The organism is Micromonospora sp. BS32 (genome assembly GCF_059089345.1).
Window position 1 is genome coordinate 77,676 of record NZ_JBSSHR010000002.1, and the last position, 22,248, is coordinate 99,923.

The 22,248-nt window shown below is 73.6% G+C and carries 22 protein-coding genes; 9 read left to right on the forward strand and 13 right to left on the reverse strand.

From position 1 onward, the window contains the following. Positions 1 to 7: 7 nt before the first annotated feature. Complete coding sequence (locus AC5RWQ_RS02980) at positions 8 to 1,867, reverse strand: M14 family metallopeptidase (protein WP_494281208.1); 1,860 nt, start codon at positions 1,865 to 1,867, stop codon at positions 8 to 10. Between the two features lie 204 nt (positions 1,868 to 2,071). Between AC5RWQ_RS02980 and AC5RWQ_RS02985 the strand changes: the two genes are divergently transcribed. Continuing rightward, a complete protein-coding gene (locus AC5RWQ_RS02985; RefSeq protein WP_494281209.1) occupies positions 2,072 to 3,403 on the forward strand; it encodes a C39 family peptidase in 1,332 nt (443 codons plus the stop codon). Between the two features lie 86 nt (positions 3,404 to 3,489). Here the strand turns inward: AC5RWQ_RS02985 and AC5RWQ_RS02990 are convergent, their stop codons facing one another. The 4 genes from AC5RWQ_RS02990 to mqnE are packed head-to-tail and all read right to left on the reverse strand — an operon-like array spanning position 3,490 to position 5,971. Then, entirely contained in the window at positions 3,490 to 3,957 is a 468-nt protein-coding gene (locus AC5RWQ_RS02990) for a hypothetical protein (RefSeq protein ID WP_494281210.1), read from the reverse strand. Between the two features lie 49 nt (positions 3,958 to 4,006). Beyond that, positions 4,007 to 4,285: a DUF4229 domain-containing protein gene (locus AC5RWQ_RS02995; RefSeq protein ID WP_494281211.1), complete on the reverse strand. Its 279-nt coding sequence runs from the start codon at positions 4,283 to 4,285 to the stop codon at positions 4,007 to 4,009. Positions 4,286 to 4,332: 47 nt separating this feature from the next. Continuing rightward, the gene (locus AC5RWQ_RS03000; RefSeq protein ID WP_334491294.1) at positions 4,333 to 4,755 is read right to left on the reverse strand and encodes a hypothetical protein; all 423 of its coding nucleotides are present in this window, start codon (positions 4,753 to 4,755) and stop codon (positions 4,333 to 4,335) included. Positions 4,756 to 4,801: 46 nt separating this feature from the next. Beyond that, a complete protein-coding gene (gene mqnE / locus AC5RWQ_RS03005) occupies positions 4,802 to 5,971 on the reverse strand; it encodes an aminofutalosine synthase MqnE (protein WP_334491296.1) in 1,170 nt (389 codons plus the stop codon). Between the two features lie 241 nt (positions 5,972 to 6,212). On the opposite strand from mqnE, the gene AC5RWQ_RS03010 reads away from it, so the two are divergent. The 4 genes from AC5RWQ_RS03010 (at position 6,213) to AC5RWQ_RS03025 (ending at position 12,373) form a co-directional block, all read left to right on the forward strand. Beyond that, complete coding sequence (locus tag AC5RWQ_RS03010; protein WP_494281212.1) at positions 6,213 to 7,835, forward strand: C40 family peptidase; 1,623 nt, start codon at positions 6,213 to 6,215, stop codon at positions 7,833 to 7,835. A gap of 182 nt (positions 7,836 to 8,017) precedes the next feature. Further along, positions 8,018 to 9,430, forward strand: a complete 1,413-nt coding sequence (locus AC5RWQ_RS03015; protein WP_494281213.1) for a hypothetical protein — start codon at positions 8,018 to 8,020, stop codon at positions 9,428 to 9,430. A gap of 198 nt (positions 9,431 to 9,628) precedes the next feature. Next, positions 9,629 to 11,656 carry a DEAD/DEAH box helicase gene (locus AC5RWQ_RS03020; protein ID WP_494281214.1) on the forward strand — a complete coding sequence of 676 codons (2,028 nt, stop codon included), beginning with the start codon at positions 9,629 to 9,631 and terminating at the stop codon, positions 11,654 to 11,656. A 99-nt stretch (positions 11,657 to 11,755) separates the two neighbouring features. Then, a complete protein-coding gene (locus AC5RWQ_RS03025; RefSeq protein WP_494281215.1) occupies positions 11,756 to 12,373 on the forward strand; it encodes a putative glycolipid-binding domain-containing protein in 618 nt (205 codons plus the stop codon). Between the two features lie 49 nt (positions 12,374 to 12,422). Here the strand turns inward: AC5RWQ_RS03025 and cds1 are convergent, their stop codons facing one another. Genes cds1 through AC5RWQ_RS03040 form a run of 3 tightly spaced genes read right to left on the reverse strand, consistent with a single transcriptional unit; the run spans position 12,423 to position 14,868 of the window. Then, a complete protein-coding gene (gene cds1 / locus AC5RWQ_RS03030; protein WP_494281216.1) occupies positions 12,423 to 13,514 on the reverse strand; it encodes an L-cysteine desulfhydrase Cds1 in 1,092 nt (363 codons plus the stop codon). 22 nt (positions 13,515 to 13,536) lie between these two features. Continuing rightward, positions 13,537 to 14,364: an SDR family NAD(P)-dependent oxidoreductase gene (locus AC5RWQ_RS03035; RefSeq protein WP_494281217.1), complete on the reverse strand. Its 828-nt coding sequence runs from the start codon at positions 14,362 to 14,364 to the stop codon at positions 13,537 to 13,539. A gap of 45 nt (positions 14,365 to 14,409) precedes the next feature. Continuing rightward, a complete protein-coding gene (locus tag AC5RWQ_RS03040) occupies positions 14,410 to 14,868 on the reverse strand; it encodes an Lrp/AsnC family transcriptional regulator (protein ID WP_494281218.1) in 459 nt (152 codons plus the stop codon). Between the two features lie 268 nt (positions 14,869 to 15,136). Here AC5RWQ_RS03040 and AC5RWQ_RS03045 point away from each other — a divergent pair, with 268 nt between their 5' ends. Continuing rightward, on the forward strand, positions 15,137 to 15,403 hold the full coding sequence (locus tag AC5RWQ_RS03045) for a BldC family transcriptional regulator (RefSeq protein ID WP_088976967.1): 267 nt from the start codon (positions 15,137 to 15,139) through the stop codon (positions 15,401 to 15,403). 81 nt (positions 15,404 to 15,484) lie between these two features. Here the strand turns inward: AC5RWQ_RS03045 and AC5RWQ_RS03050 are convergent, their stop codons facing one another. After that, entirely contained in the window at positions 15,485 to 16,114 is a 630-nt protein-coding gene (locus AC5RWQ_RS03050) for a UbiX family flavin prenyltransferase (protein WP_334491873.1), read from the reverse strand. Between the two features lie 142 nt (positions 16,115 to 16,256). On the opposite strand from AC5RWQ_RS03050, the gene AC5RWQ_RS03055 reads away from it, so the two are divergent. Next, positions 16,257 to 17,222, forward strand: coding sequence for a terpene synthase family protein (locus AC5RWQ_RS03055; RefSeq protein WP_494281219.1), 966 nt, complete (start codon positions 16,257 to 16,259; stop codon positions 17,220 to 17,222). Between the two features lie 9 nt (positions 17,223 to 17,231). Here AC5RWQ_RS03055 and mqnP read toward each other — a convergent pair whose 3' ends face one another. Further along, positions 17,232 to 18,143, reverse strand: coding sequence for a menaquinone biosynthesis prenyltransferase MqnP (gene mqnP, locus AC5RWQ_RS03060; protein ID WP_494281220.1), 912 nt, complete (start codon positions 18,141 to 18,143; stop codon positions 17,232 to 17,234). Beyond that, positions 18,143 to 19,603 (reverse strand): menaquinone biosynthesis decarboxylase, encoded by a 1,461-nt coding sequence (locus tag AC5RWQ_RS03065; protein WP_334491869.1) that lies wholly within the window; start codon positions 19,601 to 19,603, stop codon positions 18,143 to 18,145. Before AC5RWQ_RS03065 ends, mqnP begins: the two co-directional genes overlap by 1 nt. Positions 19,604 to 19,758: 155 nt before the next feature. Here AC5RWQ_RS03065 and AC5RWQ_RS03070 point away from each other — a divergent pair, with 155 nt between their 5' ends. Next, positions 19,759 to 20,631, forward strand: coding sequence for an alpha/beta fold hydrolase (locus AC5RWQ_RS03070; RefSeq protein ID WP_494281221.1), 873 nt, complete (start codon positions 19,759 to 19,761; stop codon positions 20,629 to 20,631). A gap of 4 nt (positions 20,632 to 20,635) precedes the next feature. Here the strand turns inward: AC5RWQ_RS03070 and AC5RWQ_RS03075 are convergent, their stop codons facing one another. Further along, the gene (locus AC5RWQ_RS03075) at positions 20,636 to 21,196 is read right to left on the reverse strand and encodes a carboxymuconolactone decarboxylase family protein (protein ID WP_494281222.1); all 561 of its coding nucleotides are present in this window, start codon (positions 21,194 to 21,196) and stop codon (positions 20,636 to 20,638) included. A gap of 63 nt (positions 21,197 to 21,259) precedes the next feature. Between AC5RWQ_RS03075 and AC5RWQ_RS03080 the strand changes: the two genes are divergently transcribed. Beyond that, positions 21,260 to 21,730 carry a MarR family winged helix-turn-helix transcriptional regulator gene (locus AC5RWQ_RS03080; RefSeq protein WP_494281223.1) on the forward strand — a complete coding sequence of 157 codons (471 nt, stop codon included), beginning with the start codon at positions 21,260 to 21,262 and terminating at the stop codon, positions 21,728 to 21,730. A 7-nt stretch (positions 21,731 to 21,737) separates the two neighbouring features. Here AC5RWQ_RS03080 and AC5RWQ_RS03085 read toward each other — a convergent pair whose 3' ends face one another. Continuing rightward, positions 21,738 to 22,235, reverse strand: a complete 498-nt coding sequence (locus AC5RWQ_RS03085; protein ID WP_494281224.1) for a hypothetical protein — start codon at positions 22,233 to 22,235, stop codon at positions 21,738 to 21,740. Positions 22,236 to 22,248: the final 13 nt, after the last annotated feature.

Sequence of the window (22,248 nt, forward strand, 5' to 3'; positions counted from 1 at the left end):
CCCGGATTCAGGACGCGGTGATCGTGACGTTGTCCACAGCGGCCTCGACCAGGCTGGCGCCGGAGGCGTCCGCCGCCTCCACCTGGATCCGCACCGACTGGCCGGCGTACGGGGTGAGGTTCAGGTTCGCCACCGCCCAGGCGCCGTCCCGGTCGGCTGCCGCACCGGCCTGGTTGAGCAGGGTGGTGGTGCCGCCGGCGTGGACCACGCTGGCCCGGAAGTAGTCCGCCGACGAGGCGTTGGAGCCGTGCGCCAGGTACCAGGCCAGCGAGAGGGTCAGCGTGCCGCTCGCGGGCAGGGTCACCGCCGGGGAGCGGGCGCTGGTCGGCCCGCCGTCGATGTCGTAGTCCCCGGCCGCGGTGCCGGCGAGCCGGCCGGTGACCAGGTCGTTGCTCCCGGCGTACGGGAGGAGCTGCTTGGCCCCCGACGAGCTGGTGGCCTGGGCGGCGCCGCGCTCCCACGCCCCGGTGGTGGCGGTGTCCGTGCCGGCCGGGTTGGTGGTCCAGCCGGTGGCGGTCTCGAAGGTGTCCGACCAGACCGTGGTGCCACCGCCGCCGGTGCCGCAGTACTGGGACTGCTTGCCGATCGCCCGGTACGGGCAGTCGGCGTACTCGGAGAGCAGCAGCACCGCCTCCCGGTTCCGCGAGGTCTGCGCTCCGATCACCTCGTCGGGCGGGTAGAAACCGCCGCCGGTGGACGAGCCCGGGTACATCTCGAACGTGTACGCCCAGATGCCGTGCGCGGCCCACATCCAGTCGATGCTGGTGCCGTCGGCGATGTAGAGGTCGCTGGACTGCTCCGGGGTGTAGTTGTTGGTGGCCGCCAGCTGCTGGCCGATGGTGGCGAAGGTGCTGTACTGGTCGGCGCTCATCCCGGTGGGGGTGTTCGAGGTGGTGTAGCCGAACGGCCAGAGCACCAGCTCGGAGTAGGTGTGGAAGTCGATGTTGGCCTTGATCTGCTGCACCCCGCCGACCACCCGGCTGTTGACGAAGTTGCGCAGCGCCTGGGTCTCCGGGGCGGAGAAGGCGGACGGGCCCCGGTAGGTCTCCGACGAGGTGGAGCCGGACGAGCCGCCGCAGCAGCCCCACTGGTACGCCCAGTTCCGGTTCAGGTCGGTGCCGACGTACGACGAGCCGCTGTTGGGTTGCCGGTTCTTTCGCCAGGAGCGGTACGAGCCGGTGGCGATGTCGTACTCGCTGCCGTCCGGGTTGACGGTGGGCACGATCCAGATCTCCCGGGAGTTGACGAGGTTGGTGATCCGGGAGTCGGTGCCGTAGCTGTCGGTGAAGAGGTTGAGCAGGTAGATCGCCATTTCGACGGTCAGGTGCTCGCGGGCGTGCTGCTGGGCGTTGAAGAGGATCTCCGGCTCGTTCTCGTCGGTGCCGACGTTGTCGGAGATCTTCACGGCCATCAGGTCGCGGCCCTCGTACGAGGTGCCGATGCTGCTCTTCTTGGCGATCGACGGGTGGTCGGCGACGACCTGGTTCACCAGCGCGGTCAGCTCGGCGTAGTCGTGGTAGTTGGAGTCGGCGGGTGGGAAGGCGAGGGTGCCGGCGTCACCGACGGGGGCGGGCCCGGGGTCGGCCTCCAGCCGGAAGCCCAGCCGGCCGATCGCGGCGGCCTCGGCGCGGGTGGCCGAGACGTGCAGCACGCCGTGCTCGGAGTAGTCGATCGCCGCGCCGGTGCGGGCGACCGCGTTGCGGTCGGCGAAGGTGCGCGGGCCGAGCACCCGGTAGCCGGCGGCGGCCGGCGCGGGTTCGGCGGACGGTCGTGCGGAGACCGGCCCGGCGGCGACGGTGACGAGGCCGAGGCCGGCGGCGACGGCCAGGGCGAGGCCGCGCCGGAGGTGGGATGTGCGGAGGGCCATGGACAACCTCCTCGGGGTACGGGGAGATCCCGCTGTCCGCCACTTCACCAGCAGTCACATGGTCATATCAACATTCATCGCTGCAATGGCCCATCCCGACCGGATCCTCACACCGGCAACGATTTTCCTTCGGCAGCCCTCTGGCGAAACTTCCCTCCGAGCGGGACAGTGAACGGCAACGCTGCCTCACCTCGCGGAGTTGCCATGGTTGCCAGCATCCCCCTGCGCGCGGTCGCCCTCGCCGGCGTCGCCGCGCTGACCCTCCTCGACGCGACCGCCGCCGCCCAGGCCGACCCGGTCACCGCGCTCGTGCACGACGAGCAGATCACCTGGCAGAACTGGACCGGCGACACCGACTGGCGCTCCGGCGCCGCCGCCGGCACCGCCGTCACCGCCGCCGGGCTCACCCTCGGCACCCCGGTCGGGACGACCGTCTACAAGGACCCGCACACCAACATCAAGCGGACCTGGGCGTACGGCACCTGGACGACACCGGTCACCGAGGTCGGCTTCGGCGCCAGCGAACTGGTCGCCTCCTGGAACGCCGACACCCCCGCCGGCACCTGGATCCAGGTCGAACTCCAGGGCACCTACACCACCGGCACCCGCACCCCCTGGTACGTCATGGGCCGCTGGGCTTCCGGCGACGCCGACATCAAGCGGACCAGCGTCGACAAGCAGCGCGACAAGACGTCCAGCGTCTGGACCGACACCTTCGCCATCGACGATGCGGACAAGGGTGTGCTGCTCCGGGCGTACCAGCTCCGGCTGACCCTCTACCGGGACCCGGCGACCACCGCCACCCCGACGGTCCGGGCGGTCGGCGCGATGAGCTCGTCCGTGCCCGACCGGTTCACCGTGCCGCCCAGCGCCGGCGGCATCGCCTGGGGCACCGAGCTGGCCGTCCCGCGCTACTCGCAGAACGTCCACGCTGGCCACTACCCCGAGTACGACGGCGGCGGCGAGGCCTGGTGCTCACCCACCTCGACCGAGATGGTGATCGAGTACTGGGGTCGCCGGCCCACCGCCGCCGACACCGCCTGGGTCGACCCGACCTACCCCGACCCCACCGTCAACCACGCCGCCCGGTCCACCTACGACCACCAGTACGACGGTGCCGGCAACTGGCCGTTCAACACCGCGTACGCGGCCAGCTTCCCCGGCCTGGAGGGGCGGGTCACCCGGCTGCACTCGCTGGACGAGCTGGAGCATTTCATCGCCGCCGGCATCCCTGTGGTGACCAGCCAGTCCTTCCTCGCCAGCGAGCTGGACGGGGCCGGCTACGGCACCTCCGGGCACCTGATGGTGGTGATCGGCTTCACCGCCGCGGGCGACGTGATCGCCAACGACCCCGCCTCGCCGAGCAACGACGCGGTCCGGCACGTCTATTCGCGCGCCCAGTTCGAGCAGATCTGGCTACGTACGAAGCGGACCACCGCGAGCGGTGGGACCGGCAGCGGCTCCGGCGGGATCGTCTACCTGATCAAGCCGACCGACGTGCCCTGGCCGACGGTCACCGGCTCCACCAACTGGTAGGGACCGCTACGGACGCGACGAGCCCGGCACGGAGTTCCGTGCCGGGCTCGTCGGTCGGATTCGCGGGTCGGTCCTGGTCGTCGTCCTCAGTGGGACGAGGCGAACCGCGCGGGCGTCTCGGCCCCCTGCCGCCGCCGGCGGACCATCCGGACCAGCATGACCACCCAAGCCACCGCGGCGACCACACCGGCCAGGGTCAACCCCGTGGCCAGCAGGTAGGTGGATCCGCCCGTGGTGGAGAAGACGCCCTTGCGGGCGCCCGTGTCGCGCGCCGGGGCTGTTTCGCCCTGCGCCAGTCCGTCGGGCGCGTCGTAGAGGATGACACCGGTGCGTCGGGCACCGCCGTCGGTGGCCGCGAAGTCCCCATGCCACTCGCAGTTGCGCCGTGAGCATTCCTCGTTCACGGCCGTGAAGGTTCCCGCCGTACCGCTGCCGCCCTTGGCCTGCCAGGCCGGCACGAGGTCGGTGGCGCCCATCATCAGCCCGATGGCGGCGATTACCGGCAGCCCGATCCAGACGAAAACCTTCGTCCGCCACCCGTTGATCTTGTCCATGGCGGCAGACCCTAGCGGGGCCGCCCCGATTTCGCTGCCCCGTCGCCGGCTATCCCTCGCGGTGCGGGTCCGCCTGGTCGGGCTGGTCGTCGCCGGCCAGTGCCGACCGGAGCTGCTCCTTCTCCGCCCGCCGGCGCTCGGCCGCGGCGGCCATCTCCTCGGCCATCTCGTCGCGCCAGCCGCGCAGCAGGAAGAACGAGGCCGCGGCGGAGAACGCCAGCGCCACCAGCAGCTTCAGGAAGGGGTTCATGTCGACCGGCCAGAGGGCCAGCAGCACCACCACGAACAGCCCGATCCGGCCCAGCGTGTACTTGACCGCCGCGCTCACGTTCCCACTCCTGTTCTCCGCGCACCGGGTTGCCCCGGGCGGGTGGTTCAGCCCGTCCGTCGAGCCAGCCAGTGCACGCCCTGGAACCAGAGCACCGCGTAGACCACGGTGAAGGCGAGGGCGGCCAGGCCGCCGGTGAGCAGCGGCGCAAGGCCGGCCGCCAACCCGGCGACCAGCAGCCCGCAGAGCACCGCGACCGCCCCGGCGAGCAGCGCCGCGACCACCCGGGCCGCGCCGAACTCCCAGGCCCGGAAGTCGTCCCAGAACAGCCAGGCCGGCAGGATCACCGCCAGCCAGCCGTTGGTACGCCCGAAGTCCCCGGCGCCGATCGACGCGAAGGCCCAGTCGAAGAGCACCAGCGCCAGCACGCCGATCAACCAGCCGGCGAGGCCGATCCCGAGCAGGTCGCCCAGGGTGAGGATGCGTCCCTCGGCGTCCCGGCGGGGGAACCCGCTCCGCTGCTCACTCATAACGCCACGAGCGTACGCGAGCGGAGCCGGGTCACCCCTCGTCGGCTCAGGCCCAGACCTGCTGCGGCTCGGCGCGGCGCTCGGCCAGCGACGGCGGCTTCGGGTACTCCCGGACCACGTTGTAGCGGGTGTCCCGCTCGACCGGCTGGAAACCGGCGTCCCAGATCAGGTGCAGCAGGTCGTCCCGGTGCATGGTGTTCGGGGTGCCGTACGAGTCGGCGTCGTGGGTGATCTTGTATTCCACGACCGAGCCGTCCAGGTCGTCCACCCCGAAGTTCAGCGAGAGCTGCGCGACGGAGAGGCCGTGCATCACCCAGAAGTTCTTGAGGTGCGGGATGTTGTCGAAGAGCAGCCGGGAGACCGCGAACGTCTTCAGCGACTCGGCCGGCGAGGCCATCGTGGTCCGGGCCTGGATCCGGTTACGGATCTTGCCGTCCGCAGAGTCGACGAAGTCGTGCTGGTAGCGCAGCGGGATGAAGACCGCGAAGCCGCCCGTCTCGTCCTGGAGCTCACGCAACCGCAGCACGTGGTCGACCCGGTGCCGGGGCTCCTCGATGTGGCCGTAGAGCATCGTCGCCGGGGTCTTCATACCCTTCGAGTGGGCCAGCCGGTGGATCCGCGACCAGTCCTCCCAGTGGCACTCGTGGTCCACGATGTGCTGGCGGACCTCCCAGTCGAAGATCTCCGCGCCACCGCCGGTCAGCGACTCCAGGCCGGCGTCCATCAGCTCGTCGAGGATCGCGTCGGCGCTCAGCCCGCTGATCTTCTCGAACCACTGCACCTCGGTCGCGGTAAAGCACTTGAGCTTGACGTTCGGCAGCGCCGCCTTCAGCTCGCGCAGCACCTTCGGGTAGTAGCGCCACGGCAGCGTCGGGTGCAGGCCGTTGACGATGTGCAGCTCGGTGAGCTGCTCGTCCTCCATCTCCTTGGCCTTGCGGACCGCCTCGTCGATGCGCATCGTGTAGGCGTCCTTCTCCCCCGGCTTGCGCTGGAAGGAGCAGTACGCGCAGGACGCGGAGCAGACGTTGGTCAGGTTGAGGTGCCGGTTGACGTTGAACATCACCCGGTCGCCGTTGAGCTCGGTGCGCCTGTGGTGGGCGAGCCGGCCCAGCCAGGCCAGGTCGTCGCTGTCGTAGAGGGCGATGCCGTCCTCGCGGCTCAGCCGCTCCCCGGCGTACACCTTCGCTTCGAGCTCGCGCTTGAGTCCGGCGTCCATCGAAAGCCACGTCCCTTCCACCTGCGGTCCCGGTCGAGCCTACGTCGACCCACCGACGCGCCGTGAGGTCGGGCACCGGCAGCGACGTACTTCACCGAAGTCTCGGGCTCATGTAACGACGCACGCATCGACATCGCTTTCTCTGTCGGGTAAGACATGGGTGGGACGCGACACACACTGGTAGCGTCCCGGTTCGCCGCGCTCACCACGCGCGGCACGGCACGCCGGACTGGGGAGCGGAATGGTCGACAGCGGGCGCAGGTCACGGCAGCCACGACGGAGGAGCCCGGTGATCTCGCCGGTGCTGCGTCCGACGCTCTGGTCCGCCCTGCTCGGCGCGGTCGCGGCGATGGCCCTGGCCACGCCCTCGTACGCCGACCCGGCGCTGCCCGGCGTGGTCCCCGACAGCGGCGCCCGCCCGGTCGCCGCCGGTGACCTGCGGCTGCCCGGTGCCGTGCCCGGCTACCCGACCCCGACGCTGCCCGGCGGCGTCACCACCCTGCCGGTCGCCGGCATCCCCGCCAACCCGCTGCTGACCCGGATCACCGCCCTCCAGGACCAGAACCGGCAGCTCGGCGACCGGATGCTCGAGCTGCGCCAGCAGCGCGACGACGCCCGCGCCCAGCTGGCCACCGCCGAGCGTGACCTGGTGACCGCCCGGGACGCGCTGACGAAGGCCCAGCAGCGCGCGGACGACGTCGCCGCGGAGGCCTTCAAGGCCGCCGCCGCCCTGCCGCCGGGTGAGCTCGCGGCGGATCTTCGCGGGCTCAGCGTCCTGCAACGACTCTCCCGGGGCGAGCAGGCCGACGGCGCGACCACCGCCGCCGCCGGCGAGCTGTCCCGCGCCCGGGCCGGCGAGCAGTGGGCCGTCCAGGCGCTCACCTCCGCCCAGGACCGGGTCCGTCGCACCGACGGGGAGCTGACCGCCGCCCAGGCCACGCTGCGGGCCAGCGACACCGAGCTGATCAAGCTCCGCGCCGACAACCAGGCCCAGCTGATCCAGGCCGAGCGCCAGCAGGAGGCCGCCGAGCAGAAGCTCGGCGCGGCGTACGTCGAGGGGCAGAGCAGCACCGGGCTGATCGCCAGCCCCGAGGCGCTGGCCGCCGTCCGCTACGCCCTGGCGCAGCTCGGCGACCCGTACCTCTGGTCGGCCGAGGGGCCGGACCGTTTCGACTGCTCGGGTCTGATGTGGGCGGCGTACCGGTCGGCCGGCTACTACGACCTGCCCCGGGTCTCCCGCGACCAGTACTTCGCCACCCGCGCCAAGACCGTCGCCCCTGGCGCGCTGCTCCCCGGTGACCTGCTCTTCTTCGCCTCCGGCAGCAGCTGGACGACCATCCACCACGTCGGGATGTACATCGGCGGCGGCAAGATGGTGCAGGCGCCGAGCACCGGCGACGTCGTGAAGATCTCCACGGTCCGGTGGTCCGGCCTCTACGCCGCCACCCGGGTCGTCGGGGCGGTACCCGGCCCGGCCATCCCGGTTCCGCCGGCGCCGCTGCCGGTGCCGGCGACCACCGGGCCGGCCACGCCGTCGCCGAAGCCGAGCACGACGCCGTCGCCGTCGCCCAGTGGGACGGGCACGACGCCGAGCGGACCCCCGACGACCACGCCGACCACGCCGCCGTCGACGCCGTCGACCACCCCGTCGCCGACCCCCACCACGCCCCCGCCGGCCACCACGCCGCCGGCCACCACGCCGCCGCCGCCATCCACGGAGGCGCCCGCGCCGGAGCCGAGCGCGTCGGAGACCACCGCCGCGCCGACCCCGGAGACCAGCAGCATCGCGCCGACCACGGCCGAGAGCAGCAGCGCTCCGGAGACCAGCAGCTCGGTCACGGCCTCGGCGAGCACCGGCAGCTGACCTGCGGCGACCGGACCGGACCGGCTCCGGTGTCCACTCCGACTGTGCCGACGGGGTGGAATGTGGCACCGTGACATACAGGCACATCCGTACCCCGGGCGACGGGTGGGATGCGAGCGTGGCGCGGAGGACGAGGCATGGGCGAACACCAGGTTCCGGCGGATACCGTCGACCGCGGATCCGTGCCTGATCCCGCCCACTCACCATCCGCCGGCGAGGTGGCGGCCGGGCCGGCGCGCGCCCGGGCCAGCGTCACCACCGCGACCGCCCCGCCCGCGGGCACCGGCCTCCCGACGGCACCGGCCAGCGGCACCACCTACCGCGCGGGTACGCCCACCGGGCCCGCCGCCTCCGGCGACGCCGACCTCCCGGGCACGGGCTCCGGCCTCCCGCCGGCCACTTCGCCGGCACCCGCTGCTCCGGCCGTGCCGGAGCAGCGGGGCGCCACGCCGGGCGGTTCCGCCCGGGCCAGCGCCGCCGTGCCCGGACTCAGCCGGGTCTCCGCCGAGGAGGCGTCCGGCGCCGCGGCCGACGCGGCCGCCCGGTCCGCGGGTGGCGCGCCGACGGTCTACCGCTCGACCCCGGTCAACCCCGAGCCGCCCGAGCCGGCCCAGCCGCCGGAGCCGGCTCAGCCGCCCACTCCGCCGACACCGGAGCCGGAGCCGGCCCCGGCGCCCGCCCCGAACCCGGAGCCACCGGCGCCCGGACCGTTCCCGCCGCCGGTGCCACCGCTGCCGACCCCGCCGCCCGGGCCACGCCCCACTCCGGGGCCGGTGCCGCCCGTGCCCGGCCCGCCCCAACCGCCACCCGGGCCACCGCTGCCCGGCCCGCCGCCGCCCGGCCCGATGCCGGCACCGCCGTTCCCGCCGCCACCGGCCGTGGCCGGTGCGTTCGGCGCCGCCCCGGTCTCCGCGCCGCCGGCCGGGCCGCCCGGGTTCGACCGGGCCGGTCTGCCGGCGTCGGCGCCACCCGCCCCCGCCCCCGCCCCGACGTTCCGGGCGGCCGCCTCGGTCTCCGCGCCACCGGCCAGCACGCCGCCGGTGCCCGGGCCGCCCGCCTTCACCCCTCCGGTCTCCGCACCGCCGGCCAGCCCCGGGTCCGTCTTCCGGGCCGCCGCTCCGGTCTCCGCGCCGCCGGTGAGCTCCGCGCCGCCGTACCGGGCCGCCGCGCCTGTCTCCGCGCCGCCGGTGGTGCCGGCGCCGGCGCTGCCCGCCTGGCCGCCCTCGGCCGAACTCACCACCCGCCGGGCCGGAGCGGAACGTTCCGCGCCGTCCGGCAGGCCGGCGGCCGGCGCGGCGGGCACCGCCTACCGGGCCGGACCGGACCTGGCCAGCACGGCCTACGGCGGGACCGACGGGCCGGGCTTCTCGACGGTCTCCTTCCCGGCCGGCAACCCGCTGGACAACTCCGGCTCGCTGACCGGGCACATCCTCGCCCAGGGCTGGGCCGACACGCCCACCCCACGGTCGAAGACCACCCGGGTGGTGATCGTCCTGGCCGCCTCGCTGGGGCTGCTGGTGGCGATCAGCGTGCTGGTCGTCCTGCTCGCCAACGACGCGATGGACGGGCTGGTGGGCGGCGTCCTGAACAAGTGAGCACGGGCGGGAGCATCGTGAGCCCGCCCACTACCCGCGCGCGGTCGGCTGTCGATGTCGGCGGTCCGCCGTACACTTGTCTCGATCACTGACCTGGCGCGCACGGTGCGCGCCCATGGGCGATCTTGCGGGCGATTCGGCGGCGAGCACAGCCGCGGCGGGCCATCGCGAAGATGCGCCCCGCTCGAAAGGCTTTCCTTGACCACCTCTGCTGACCACGGCACCATTCCGTCCGCCCTCGACCTCCCGGCGCAGGACGCCCTCGACCTGCCGGCGCAGGACGCGCCCGTCGCCGACGTCACCTTCGCCGACCTCGGGCTTCCGCAGCCGCTGGTCGCGGCGCTCGCCCGGCAGGGCATCACCGCTCCGTTCGAGATCCAGCGCGCCACCGTGCCCGACGCGCTCGCCGGCCGGGACGTCCTCGGCCGGGGCCAGACCGGCTCCGGCAAGACCCTCGCCTTCGGCCTGCCGATCATCGCCCGGCTCGCCGAGCGCAACCGGGCCCGTCCGATGCACCCGCGGGCGCTGGTCCTGGTCCCCACCCGGGAACTCGCCATGCAGGTCAACGACGCGCTGATGCCGCTCGGCAAGGCCGTCGGGATCTTCCTCAAGACCGCCGTCGGCGGCGTCCCGTACGACCGGCAGATCGACGCGCTCCGCCGGGGCGTGGAGATCATCGTGGCCACCCCGGGCCGGCTCGGCGACCTGATCTCGCGCGGCATCTGCAACCTGGACGACGTCGAGGTGACCGTGCTCGACGAGGCCGACCAGATGGCCGACATGGGCTTCCTGCCCGAGGTGACCGAACTGCTGGCCAAGACCCCGGCCGGCTCGCAGCGGCTGCTCTTCTCGGCCACCCTCGACGGTGACGTGGACGCGCTGGTCAGGCGGTTCATGACCGACCCGGTCACCCACTCGACCGCGCCGTCGACCGCCTCGGTGACCACCATGGACCACCACCTGCTGCTCATCCCGCCGCATGACAAGTTCACCGTCACGGCGTCGATCGCCGCGCGGGACGGCCGGACGATGGTGTTCGCCCGGACCCAGCTCGGCGTCGACCGGCTGGTGGACCAGCTCGCCGCGGTCGGTGTGCGGGCCGGTGGGCTGCACGGCGGCAAGACCCAGCGGATGCGTACCAAGACCCTCGCGGAGTTCCGTGAGGGCCGGACTAGCGTGCTGGTCGCCACCGACGTCGCCGCCCGCGGCATCCACGTCGACGGGGTCTCCCTGGTGCTGCACGTGGACCCGCCGAAGGACCCGAAGGACTACCTGCACCGCGCGGGCCGTACCGCCCGGGCCGGTGAGTCGGGCGCGGTGGCCACCCTGGTGCTGCCCAAGCAGCGCCGGACCACGCTGGCCATGCTGGAGAAGGCCGGCGTCGCGCCGGAGGAGACCCGGGTCCGGGCCGGCGACCCGGCGCTGACCGAGCTCACCGGCGCCCGCGAGCCGAGCGGCGTCCCGGTGCGCGAAGAGCCCGAGGCGCGCCGGCACGGCGACCGTGCCGGTGGCCCGCGCCGCTTCGGCGACCGCCCGACCGGCGAGCGCCGCTACGGCGACCGGGACGGGCAGCGCTTCGGCGACCGCCCGCAGGGCGAGCGCCGCTACGGTGACCGCCCGACCAGCGACCGCCCGACCGGCGAGCGCCGGTTCGGTGACCGGGACGGGCGGGGCGAGCGCTTCGGCGAGCGCCGGTACGACGCCCGCCCCACCGGCGACCGCTCGTTCGGCGACCGGAGCCAGCGGGACTTCGGCGACCGTGCCCCGCGCGACTTCGGCGACCGCGGCCAGCGGAGCTTCGGTGACCGGGACAACCGCGCCGAGCGGCAGGGCGACGGCAGGGGCGAGCGCCGCTACGGTGACCGCCCGACCGGCGACCGCTCGTTCGGCGACCGGAGCCAGCGGGACTTCGGCGACCGTGCCCCGCGCGACTTCGGGGACCGGACCCAGCGGAGCTTCGGGGACCGTACCGACCGGCCGGCCGGCGAACGCCGCTACGGCGATCGGGACACCCGGGGCGAGCAGCGCTTCGGCGGCCGCCCGCAGGGCGAGCAGCGCTTCGGCGACCGGCCGCAGGGCGAGCGTCGCTTCGGCGGCGAGCCTCGCGGCGCTGACCGGGGCGGCTTCCGTCCCGACGGGCGGGGCCGGGACGACCGGCCGCGCGAGGACCGGCCGCGCGACGACCGGCGTGGCTTCGGCGGCCGGCCGCCGGCGCGTACCCACTGATCGGCACGACCACCCGGAACGCCGCCGCGGAGCCCACGCTCCGCGGCGGCGTTTCCGCATGCGCTGCCCGTGTCGGCCGGCTCGCGTAACGTCCGGTCCATGCCGAAGTCACTCTTCTGGAGCCGGACCGACACCGCCGGCGCCGAGCACGCGGTGCTGGACGACGGCCCGGCGTTCAGCGCCCGGGGCACCCAGGTGGCGGTGGACCCGATCGCCTACACCTGCCGCTACCGGCTCGCCGCCGGCGCGGACGGGGCCACCGGCTCGCTGCAGGTGGAGGTCGAGGGAGCCGGCTGGTCCCGGCACGTCCGGCTGGAGCGCGGCGGCGACGGTTGGCGGGTGCGGGCCGGCGAGCAGGGCGACCTGGACGCGGCGCTGCGGGCCGCCGGGCGCCCGCCGGCGGGCCTGCCGGGCGCCGAGGACCCGGACCGGCTGTACGACGCTCTCGACGTGGACCTGGGCGGCTCCCCGCTCTTCAACAGCCTGCCGGTGCGGCGGCTCGGGCTGGCCGGCGCGACGCCGGATCTCCCGCACACGGTCACGGTGGCGTGGGTGCTGGTGCCGAGCCTGGAGGTGGTCGCCGCCGAGCAGGTCTACACGCCGCTCGGGCCGGGCCGGGTCCGGTTCGTCAGCGACACCTTCCGGGCCGACCTGGAGCTGGACGCCGACGGCCTGGTGCGGCGCTACCCGGGCCTGGCGGAGCGGGTCGACGGCTGAGCCGGGACCGTCCGGCCCGCCGGCCGGCCGCCCCGCACCACCCGGCGGCTCAGGCCGGCCAGGCGCCGGTGGCGAGGAAGCGTTCGACGGTGGCCAGGTGCGGGGCGAGGTCGAGGCCCTGCCCGGCCACCCAGTCGTCGGCGTAGTAGGTGTCGGCGTACCGGTCGCCGGCGTCGCAGATCAGGGTGACCACCGAGCCGGTCCGCCCGGCGGCGAGCATCTCGGCGATCAGCCCGAAGGCACCCCAGAGGTTGGTGCCGGTGGAGCCGCCCACCCGGCGGCCGAGCACCGCCGAGCCGGCCCGCATGGCGGCCAGTGAGGCGGCGTCCGGGACGGCGGTCATCCGGTCCACCACCGAGGGCAGGAAGGACGCCTCGACGCTGGGCCGGCCGATCCCCTCGATCCGGGAGCCCCGGCCGGTGCAGACCGACCAGTCGGCGGCCTGCCAGGCCGGGTAGAAGGCGGAGTTCTCCGGGTCGACCACGCAGAGCTTGGTGGGCAGCCGGCGGTAGCGGAGGTAGCGGCCGATGGTGGCGCTGGTGCCGCCGGTGCCGGCGCCCACCACGACCCAGGCCGGGATGGGGTGCCGTTCCAGGGACAGCTGGGCGTAGATCGACTCGGCGATGTTGTTGTTGCCCCGCCAGTCGGTGGCCCGCTCGGCGTAGGTGAACTGGTCCATGAAGTGCCCGCCGGTGTCCTCGGCGAGCCAGCGCGCCTCGATCACCACCTTGGCCGGGTCGGCCACCAGGTGGCAGCGGCCGCCGTGGAACTCGATCTGGGCGATCTTCTCGGGTGAGGTCGAGGCGGGCATCACCGCGATGAACGGCAGCCCGAGCATTCGGGCGAAGTACGCCTCGGAGACCGCGGTGGAGCCGGAGGACGCCTCGATCACCGTGCTGGACGGCCCGATCCAACCGTTGCAGAGCCCGTAGAGGAAGAGCGACCGGGCCAGCCGGTGCTTCAGCGACCCGGTGGGGTGCACCGACTCGTCCTTGAGGTAGAGGTCGATCCCCCACTGCCGGGGCAGCGGGAAGGGCAGCAGGTGGGTGTCGGCGGACCGGTTGGCGTCGGCCTCCACGGCGGCGATCGCCTCGGTCACCCACGCTCGGCAGGCCTCGTCGCACCGGTCCAGATGAGTCACGCCGGCAACGTTACAAGCGAGCTCAGCTCGGGTCCGGCCCGACCCGGCGCCGCTGTCGGCGCTGGCCGGCCCGGCCGGCGGCCCGGACCACCGGGGTCAGCGCGAGCGCCAGCCGGGGCAGCGCGTCCAGGAGCCGGACCTGGGCGCCGCGCCAGCGCGGCAGGCTGACCACCGGGCGGGGGTGGCGGGCCAGCCGGGCGGCCCGCGCCGCGACCCGCTCCGGGGTCAGCATCGTCCCGGTGAAGGAGGCCAGCGCGCCGGGGTCGTCCAGCCGGTCGTGCAGCATCGGCGTCCAGATCCCGTCCGGGCACAGGCACGACACGTGTACGTCCCGGAGCCCGGCCATCCGCAGGTCGTGCAGGGTGCCGAGGCTGAACGCGAGCAGCGCGTGCTTGCTGGCCGCGTAGACGGTCTCGCCGGGCGCGGCGATCAGCCCGGCGAGGGAGACGACGTTGAGCACGTGCCCGCGGCGCTCGCCGCGCATCACGGCCAGGGCGGCCAGCGTGCCGTTCATCGCGCCGAGGGTGTTGACCTCGGTCAGCCGCCGCCGGGTGGCCGCGTCGTGTGTCCAGGACGGGCCGGTGACCAGGAGGCCGGCGTTGTTGACCCAGAGGCCGAGTCCGCCCCGTCCGGCCGCCTCGGCGGCGACCTCGGCGCAGGCCGCCTCGTCCCGTACGTCCAGCGCCCTCGACCAGCCGCCCAGCGGCGCGGCGGCCGCGGCGGCCGCGGTGGCGTCCAGGTCGGTGAGGAGTACGGCCCAGCCGTCGGCGTGCAGGGCGGCGGCGATCGCCCGGCCGAGGCCGCCGGCCGCCCCGGTCACCACGGCGGCTCGGGGCGCGGGCGTCGTCATCGACGCAACCTAACGCCACCGGCCCGGCGGCACCAGGGGCGCGGGTCAGGCGCCGGGCGGGGCGAGCGGCTGGGGGCGGTTCTCCCACTTGGTCGACAGGGCGATGCCGGTGCGGGTGGAGGCGACGCCGGGGGTGCGGTTCAGCCGGTTGATCAGCTGCTCCAGCTCGGCGATCGTGCCGACCCGCGCCTTGAGCAGGAACGACTCGACGCCGGCCATGAAGTAGCAGGACTCGATCTCGGCCATCTGCCGGAACGCCTCGAGCACGTCGTCGGTGTCGGCGTTGGAGTCCTCGACGATGCCGATCAGGGCGGTCACGCCGAGGCCGATCGCCTCGGGCTCCACCTCGGCCCGGTACGCCCGGATGACCCCGCTGGACTCCAGCTTGCCGACCCGCTCGTGCACGGCCGGGGCGGAGAGGCCGACCTGCCGGGCCAGTTCCGCGTACGACAGGCGGGCGTTGCCGCGCAGCAGGTCCACGAGGCTCAGGTCGATGGCGTCCACGGAGTGTGACCTTAGCTGCCGGGGCGTAACGCGCGACGCCCGGCATCCGTTGAACATGACAACACGTAACTATTTGCGGACTTGGCGTGATGGAGGTCGGACCCGGGTAATATTTCCTAACTTCCCACTCAGTGCGTTTTTCGCGTTTGGCGGACAGGCCAGGTCGCTGGTGCTGTAATTGCCATACGTCCCTCATGACGGCTCTGGGCTCGCACCGGCCGGGGGCAGTGTGTTCAGCCGGGGGCTTCGTCGACGCGAGGAGGGGGCTGTGGACACTGGAGATCGCCTGCTGACACCGGGTGAGGTCGCCGCGCTGTTTCGGGTGGACCCGAAGACTGTGACGCGTTGGGCGGCGGCCGGCCGGATAGGCAGCATCCGGACTCCAGGCGGGCATCGCCGGTTTCGGGAATCCGAGGTGCGGGCCCTGCTGGAAGGGGAGGGCATGCTGGACGAGGCGGAAGAGATGGGCAAGCCACGCAACGTGGGCCCCGCCGCCTCGACCGGACCGGGGCCGGCCAACGCCGGGATGTACTGAATGGTGCGAGATCGGAGCGCGGACCGGCCGCAGGGACCGGTCCGCTTCCGTCTGAACTGATCCTCCGCCGCGCGGTACCGGTCAGGAGCGGTCCGCGGCGAGCTGCCCGGACCACCGCCGGAAGAGCGTGTGCGGCACGCCGAGCGCGTCGAGCACCTTGCCCGCCACGAAGTCGACCAACTGCTGGGCGGTGGCGGACGCCCCCGCGCCGTAGAAGCCGGGACTGGCCGGCAGCACCACCGCGCCGGCGTCGTGCAGCGCGATCAGGTGTTCCAGGTGGCTGCGGGTCACCGGTGTCTCCCGGGGCACCAGCACCACCGGGCGGCGCTCCTTGAGGTTGACCTCGGCGGCCCGCTGCAGCAGGTCCTTGGAGAGGCCGATGGCGATGCCGGCGCAGGCCGCCGTGCTGGCCGGGACCACCGCCATCCCGCGTGCCCGGTAGGAGCCGCTGCTCGGGCCGGCGGCGAGGTCGCCGGCCGGCCAGTGCCGCACGTCGGCGTCGCCGAGGTCCCGGCCCAGCCAGGCGGCCAGGTCCTCGGCCCAGTGGGCGTCCCGGAAGGGGCGTCCGGTCTCGTCGAGGACGGTCAGCCGGGCGGCCCGGGAGACGATCAGGTCCACCGGCTCGCCGGCGTCGAGCAGCCCCCGGACGACGGCCGCCGCGTACGGCGTGCCGGACGCCCCGGAGATCCCGACCACCCATGGTTCGCGCATGCGTCCAGCCTGCCTGGTCACCGCGGCGCCCGGGCGACCACCCCCCGTGTCGCGGTCGGCACCGGCCGTCCCTCCGGGCGGCGGGATTTCCACCGACCTGACATGCTGCCGTCGGCGATCCGCGCCGCGGGAGGGATCGGGCATGATCGACAAGGTCCTCTGGTCGTTACGGTCCGACTGTCCCATCCCGTCCCGGCTCTCCCCACACGCCGACGGCGTGCAGGAGTGGCTGCTGGACCGCCTCCCCCGGCTCGGCCTGCCGCTGGACGCGCAGGCGCTGGACCAGCTGGACCGGGCCGGCTTCGCCCGGTACGCGGGCCGCCTCCACCCGGACGCCAGCGAGCCGGACCTACGTACCCTGGCCACCCTGTTCACCTGGTTCTTCCTGGTCGACGACGCCTGCGACGGCCCCGACCGGCTGGCCCCCGAGCAGATCCGCACGCTGCGCGCCGGCACGCTGGGCCTGCTGCACGACGGGCCCCGGCGCCGGCACCCCGGCTTCAGCGGCCCGCTTCGCCGGCTGCTGGTCGAGGCATGGCGGGTGCCCCGGCGGCGGATGCCGGCCCGCTGGCGGCTGCGCTTCGCCGACGCGGTCGGCCACCACCTCGACGGGACGTGGCGGGAGGCGGTCGCCAAGGAGGCCGGGCGGGTGCCCCGGGTGGCCGAGTACGTGGAGCTGCGGCGCGCCACCTCGGCGGCGTACGTGTCGTACCCGCTGATCGAGTTCGCCACCGACCGGGTGCTGCCCGACCCGGTCTACCACCACCCGCTGCTGCGCCGGCTCGGCGAGCTCGGCAACGACCTGCTCTCCTGGTACAACGACATCGCCTCGCTCGAGCACGACCGGGTCACCTCGGGCGGCCACAACCTGGTGCTGGCCACGGCGGCGGAGCGGGGCGTGCCGCTGGAGCGGGCGGTGGAGCTGGTCGCCGAGCGCTGGCGGGAGTCGATGCGGCGCTTCGTGGTGCTGCGCGCGGCGGCGCCGTCGTTCGGCCCGGCGCTGGACGAGGCGGTCGCCAGCCACCTCGACGGGGTCGCCGGCGCCGTCCGCGGCACCCTCGACTGGACCCTGGAGAGCGCCCGCTACCCCGTCCCGGACCGCGCCTGACCCGACGGGTCAGGGGCGGAGGTGGAGGCGGACCACCAGGTCAAGCAGGGCGAAGACGAAGAGCGCGATGCCGACGAAGCCGTTTGCGGTGAAGAAGGCCCGGTTGACCTTGCTCAGGTCGGTGGGGCTGACCACCAGGTGCTGGTAGCCGAAGGCGACCGCGGTGAGCGCCAGCCCGATCCACCAGAGCCAGCCGAAGCCGACCAGCGCGCCGAACCAGAGGAAGAGGCCGAAGGTGACCACGTGCGCGACGGTGGAGGCGTGCAGCGCGAAACGCCGCCCGTACCGGGCCGGCACGCTGTGCACGCCGATCTCCCGGTCGATCTCGGAGTCCTGGCAGGCGTAGATGAGGTCGAAGCCGCCGATCCAGAGGCCGACGGCCGCGCCGAGCAGCCAGGCCGGCCAGGAGCCGTCCAGGGTGCCGGTGACCGCGAGCCAGGCGCCGACCGGCCCGACCGCCTGGGCGATCGCCAGGATGGCGTGCGGCCAGTCGGTGAACCGCTTGCCGTACGGGTAGACAACCAGCGGCACCACGGCGAGCGGGGCGAGCACCAGGCAGAGCGGGTTGAGCAGGGCCGCCGCGGCGAGGAAGACCACCAGGGCGACGGCCGCGCCGGTCCAGGCCGTGCGGAGGCTCACCGCCCCGGTGACCAGTTCCCGGTTCGCGGTACGCGGGTTCCGCGCGTCGATCCGCCGGTCGAGGATCCGGTTGGCGGCCATCGCGAACGTCCGCGCCCCGACCATCGCCACGGTGATCAGCAGCAGGTCGAGCCAGCGGACGTGCCCGCCGTCGACCTGCATCGCGGTCAGCGCCGACAGGTACGCGAACGGCAGCGCGAAGACCGAGTGCTCGATCGCGACCAGCTTGAGGAAGGACTTGACCCGTCCCGGGCGTTCGACCGGGGCCTCGGTGACGGCCATCAGATCCCGTACTCCTTCCAGCGCTTGTCGACCAGGGAGGCAACCTCCGGCGACATGGTCATCTCCTCGGGCCAGCCTCGGGTGTAGCCCTCGGTGGGCAGCTTGCGGGTGGCGTCGACGCCCACCTTGCCGCCCCAGAACTGCTGGTAGGAGGCGTGGTCGAGGTGGTCCACCGGGCCCTCGGTGAGGAGCAGGTCGCGGGCGTAGTCGACGTTGCCGAAGGCCCGGAAGGCGACCTCGTTGTAGTCGTGCACGTCGCAGTCTTCGTCGACGATCACGATCAGCTTGGTCAGCGACATCAGGTGGGCGCCCCAGATCGCGTTCATCACCTTCTGGGCGTGCTTGGGGTAGCGCTTGCGGATCGAGACGATCGCGCAGTTGTGGAAGACCCCGGCGGCCGGCAGGTCGTAATCGACGATGTCCGGGATCAGCAGCTTGAGCAGCGGCTGGAAGATCCGCTCGGTGGCCTTGCCGAGGCCGTGGTCCTCCTGCGGCGGCTTGGAGGTGACGATCGAGTGGTAGACCGGGTTGCGCTGCATGGTCATCGCCTCGATGTGCAGCACCGGGAACGGCTCGACCGGGGTGTAGAAGCCGGTGTGGTCGCCGAACGGGCCCTCGGGCAGCCGCTCGCCGGGCTCCAGGTAGCCCTCGAGCACGATCTGGGCGTGCGCCGGGACCTGGAGCGGGACGGTGAGGCAGTCGACCATCTCGACCCGCTCGCCGCGCAGGAAGCCGGCGAAGAGGTACTCGTCGATGTCGCCGGGAAGCGGCGCGCTGGCGGCGTACGAGACGACCGGGTCGCAGCCGATCGCGACCGCGACGGGCAGTCGCTGGCCGAGTCGCTCGGCGACCGCGTGGTGGGCGGTGGAGTCCTTGTGGATCTGCCAGTGCATGCCGAGGGTGTTGCGGCCGTGCTGCTGGAGCCGGTAGAGGCCGAGGTTGCGCTTGCCGGTCTCGGGGTGCTTGGTGTGGGTCAGCCCGTAGTTGTGGAAGATCCCGCCGTCGCCGGGCCAGACCTGCAGGCCGGGCAGCTTGTTCAGGTCGACGTCGTCGCCGCGGTAGACGACCTGCTGGCAGGGGGCGGTCTTCACCTTGCGCGGCGGCACCGACTTGAGCTGCATGACCTTGCCCAGGCCCTCGCGGATGCCGGACCAGCCGACCGGCAGCTCCGGCTTGATCAGCGCGCCGATCCGGTCGCCGATCTCGTCGAGCGAGTCGACGCCGAGCGCCATCGCCATCCGCTTCTCGGTGCCGAACAGGTTGATCGCCACCGGCATCTCGCCCCGGGTGGGGTGCTCGAAGAGCAGCGCCGGGCCGCCCGCGCGGACGGTGCGGGTGACCACCTCGCTGATCTCCAGCGTGGGGTCGACCGGGACGCTCACCCGCCGCAGCTCGCCCGCGCGCTCCAGCGCCGCGAGGAAGTCCTTGAGATCGGTGTACGGGAAGCCACGAGCCGCCATGGCTGCCAGTCTCCCGCATGGCAGGACGGTCCAACCATGCCGGGTGGTCGTGGCCGGTGTGGGCCGCCCCACGTCCCGCACCGGTGCCGGTGCGGTGGCATGGGCCCGGGCCGACGGGGTAGTCCCCGGCGACTGCGGCGGCGGAGGGGGCGACGATGGTTGGCGCGCGGGTGCCGGCGGGCTTCACCGAGCAGCGGGTCCAGGTCGGTGACGTGGCGATCAACCATGTCCGGGGTGGCAGTGGGCCGACCCTGGTGCTGCTGCACGGCTATCCGCAGTGCTGGCACATGTGGCGGCACGTGCTGCCCGAGCTGGGGCGCTGGTACGAGGTGGTGGCGCCGGACCTGCGCGGCTTCGGCGACAGCGACGCCCCGCCGGGCGGGTACGACAAGAAGACCCTCGCGGCGGACCTGCACGGGCTGCTCACCGGTCTCGGCCTGGCCGACGACGTCCGGCTGGTGGGCCACGACGTGGGAACGATGGTGGCGTACGCCTACGCCGCCGCCCACCCGGACGTGGTGTCCCGGCTGGTGCTCACCGAGGCACCCATCCCCGACGAGAGCATCTACTCGATCCCGGCCCTGACGGCCGCCGGCCCGGCGGTGTGGAACTTCGGCTTCTTCACCGTCGTCAACGGGCTGCCGGAGCAGTTGGTCACCGGCCGGGAGACGCTCTGGGTGGACCGGTTCACCGACTCGATCATGGTGAACAAGGGCAGCATCGACCCCTCCGACGTCGAGGAGTACGCCCGCCACCTGCGCAGACCGGACCACCTGCGGGCCAGCTTCGAGTACTTCCGGGCGTTCGGGCAGGACGTCGCGGACAACGCGGCGTACCGGTCGACGAAGCTGCCGATGCCGGTGCTCGCCGTGGGTGCCCGGGCCAGCCTGGGCGAGCAGGTGGCCGGGCAGGTCCGCGGGTACGCCACCACGGTCACCGGTGAGGTGGTCGAGGAGTGCGGCCACTGGCTCTTCGAGGAACGACCGGACGAACTCCTCGACCTGCTGCTGCGGTTCCTGCGCGGCTGACCGGTCAGGCCGCCGGCTCCCAGGCGTGCGCGGCCAGGGGCGGGTCGAGCGGCGCCCCGGTGAGCCGGTTGGCGAAGGTGGAGATCGTGTACGTCCCGACGCCGAGCACCACCTCGAGGGCGTGCCGGGGACGGAAGCCGGCGTCAAGGAACGCGCCCAGCTCCTCGTCCGGCACCGCGCCTCGGTGGTCGAGCACGGCGGTGGTGAAACGGCGCAGCGCCTCCAGCCGGGGGACCGGCAGCCCGGTGCCGGCCCGCAGGGCGGCGACCAGCTCCGGGGCGGCGGCGTGCCGGTGCAGGGTCGCGGTGTGCATGGCGACGCAGATGTGGCACTCGTTGCGGGTGGCCACGGTCAGCACGACCACCTCCCGCTCGATCGGGTCGAGGTCGGTGGCCTCGAAGGTGGCGTTGGCGGTGACGAAGCCCTTGAGCAGCTCGGGGGACTCGGCCATCAGGGCGACGCCGGCGGGCAGGTGGCCGAGCTTGCGCTGCACCCCGCTCATGGTCGGCCGGGCGGCGGCGGGGGCGGTGTCGTGAGTGTGGGTGGTGAAGACCGGTCGGGACATGGTGTTACCCCTCGGTTAAGATGGTCAACGTGGTTGACCAAACAGTAAACGAGGTTGTCGAAGATGGCAACGTCTGACCGCCCGGGCTTCGTGCTGCCCCTGCTGCTGCTCGCCGGTTTCCGGACGCTCATCGATGAGCTGCACGCGGAACTGGCCCGGCAGGGCCACCCCGACCTGCGGCCGCTGCACGGCTTCGTCCTCCAGGCCGTCGGCGTCGACGGCACCACCGCCTCCGAGCTCGGTCAGCGGCTCGGCGTCTCCAAGCAGGCGGCGGGCAAGACCGTCGACCGGCTGGTCGCCCTCGGCTACCTGGAACGCGTCGACGACCCCGCCGACGCCCGCCGCAAGCTGGTCCGGATGACCGGGCGGGGCCTGGACGGGCTGCGCCGCTCGGCGGTCGTCTTCGACGCGCTGCGCGACCGCTGGGCGGCCACGCTAGGCCCGGACCGGGTCGACGCGATGGAGGACGATCTGCGCCGGGTCGCCGCCCCCGACCTCTTCCGCCTCGACGTACCCGGCTGGTTCGGCGCCTGACCCGTGCTCACTGGTCCGCTGAACAGAGGACACCGGGGTCGACCAGGACGACGTCCGATCGAACGGATGCCGCCCGGGTCAGGTCGTCGGTGAAGCCCTCGGCACTGGCCAGCAACAGCCGCGTACCGGTCGCGGCGAAGCCGGCCCGACGCCGCAGCAGTTCACGCAGGCGTTCCAGTCGGTCCAGGTCAGGAAACGCCAGCCGCCGACCCCACTTCACCTCGCCGATGGCGAGCAGCGGGCGCGGCCCGCCCCCGAGGGGTGGCTCGCCGAGGGCGACGAGGTCGAGCTCGTGGCTGGTCCGGTTCGTGGGGTCGGTCACGGTGGCCGCGCTGGATTCCGCCACCACTCCGCCGAGGGTGTCGGGGTCGGCGAAGCGGACGGACCACTGCCGCACGATCTCCTCGAACCGGGGGCCCAGCACCGCACTGGCGTACCGGCGCTGCGACCTGCGCCAGACATCCGCTCCGCGGCGCTGCTCCAGCGCCGTCCAGGCGGGTCGCATCACCGCCTGGTAG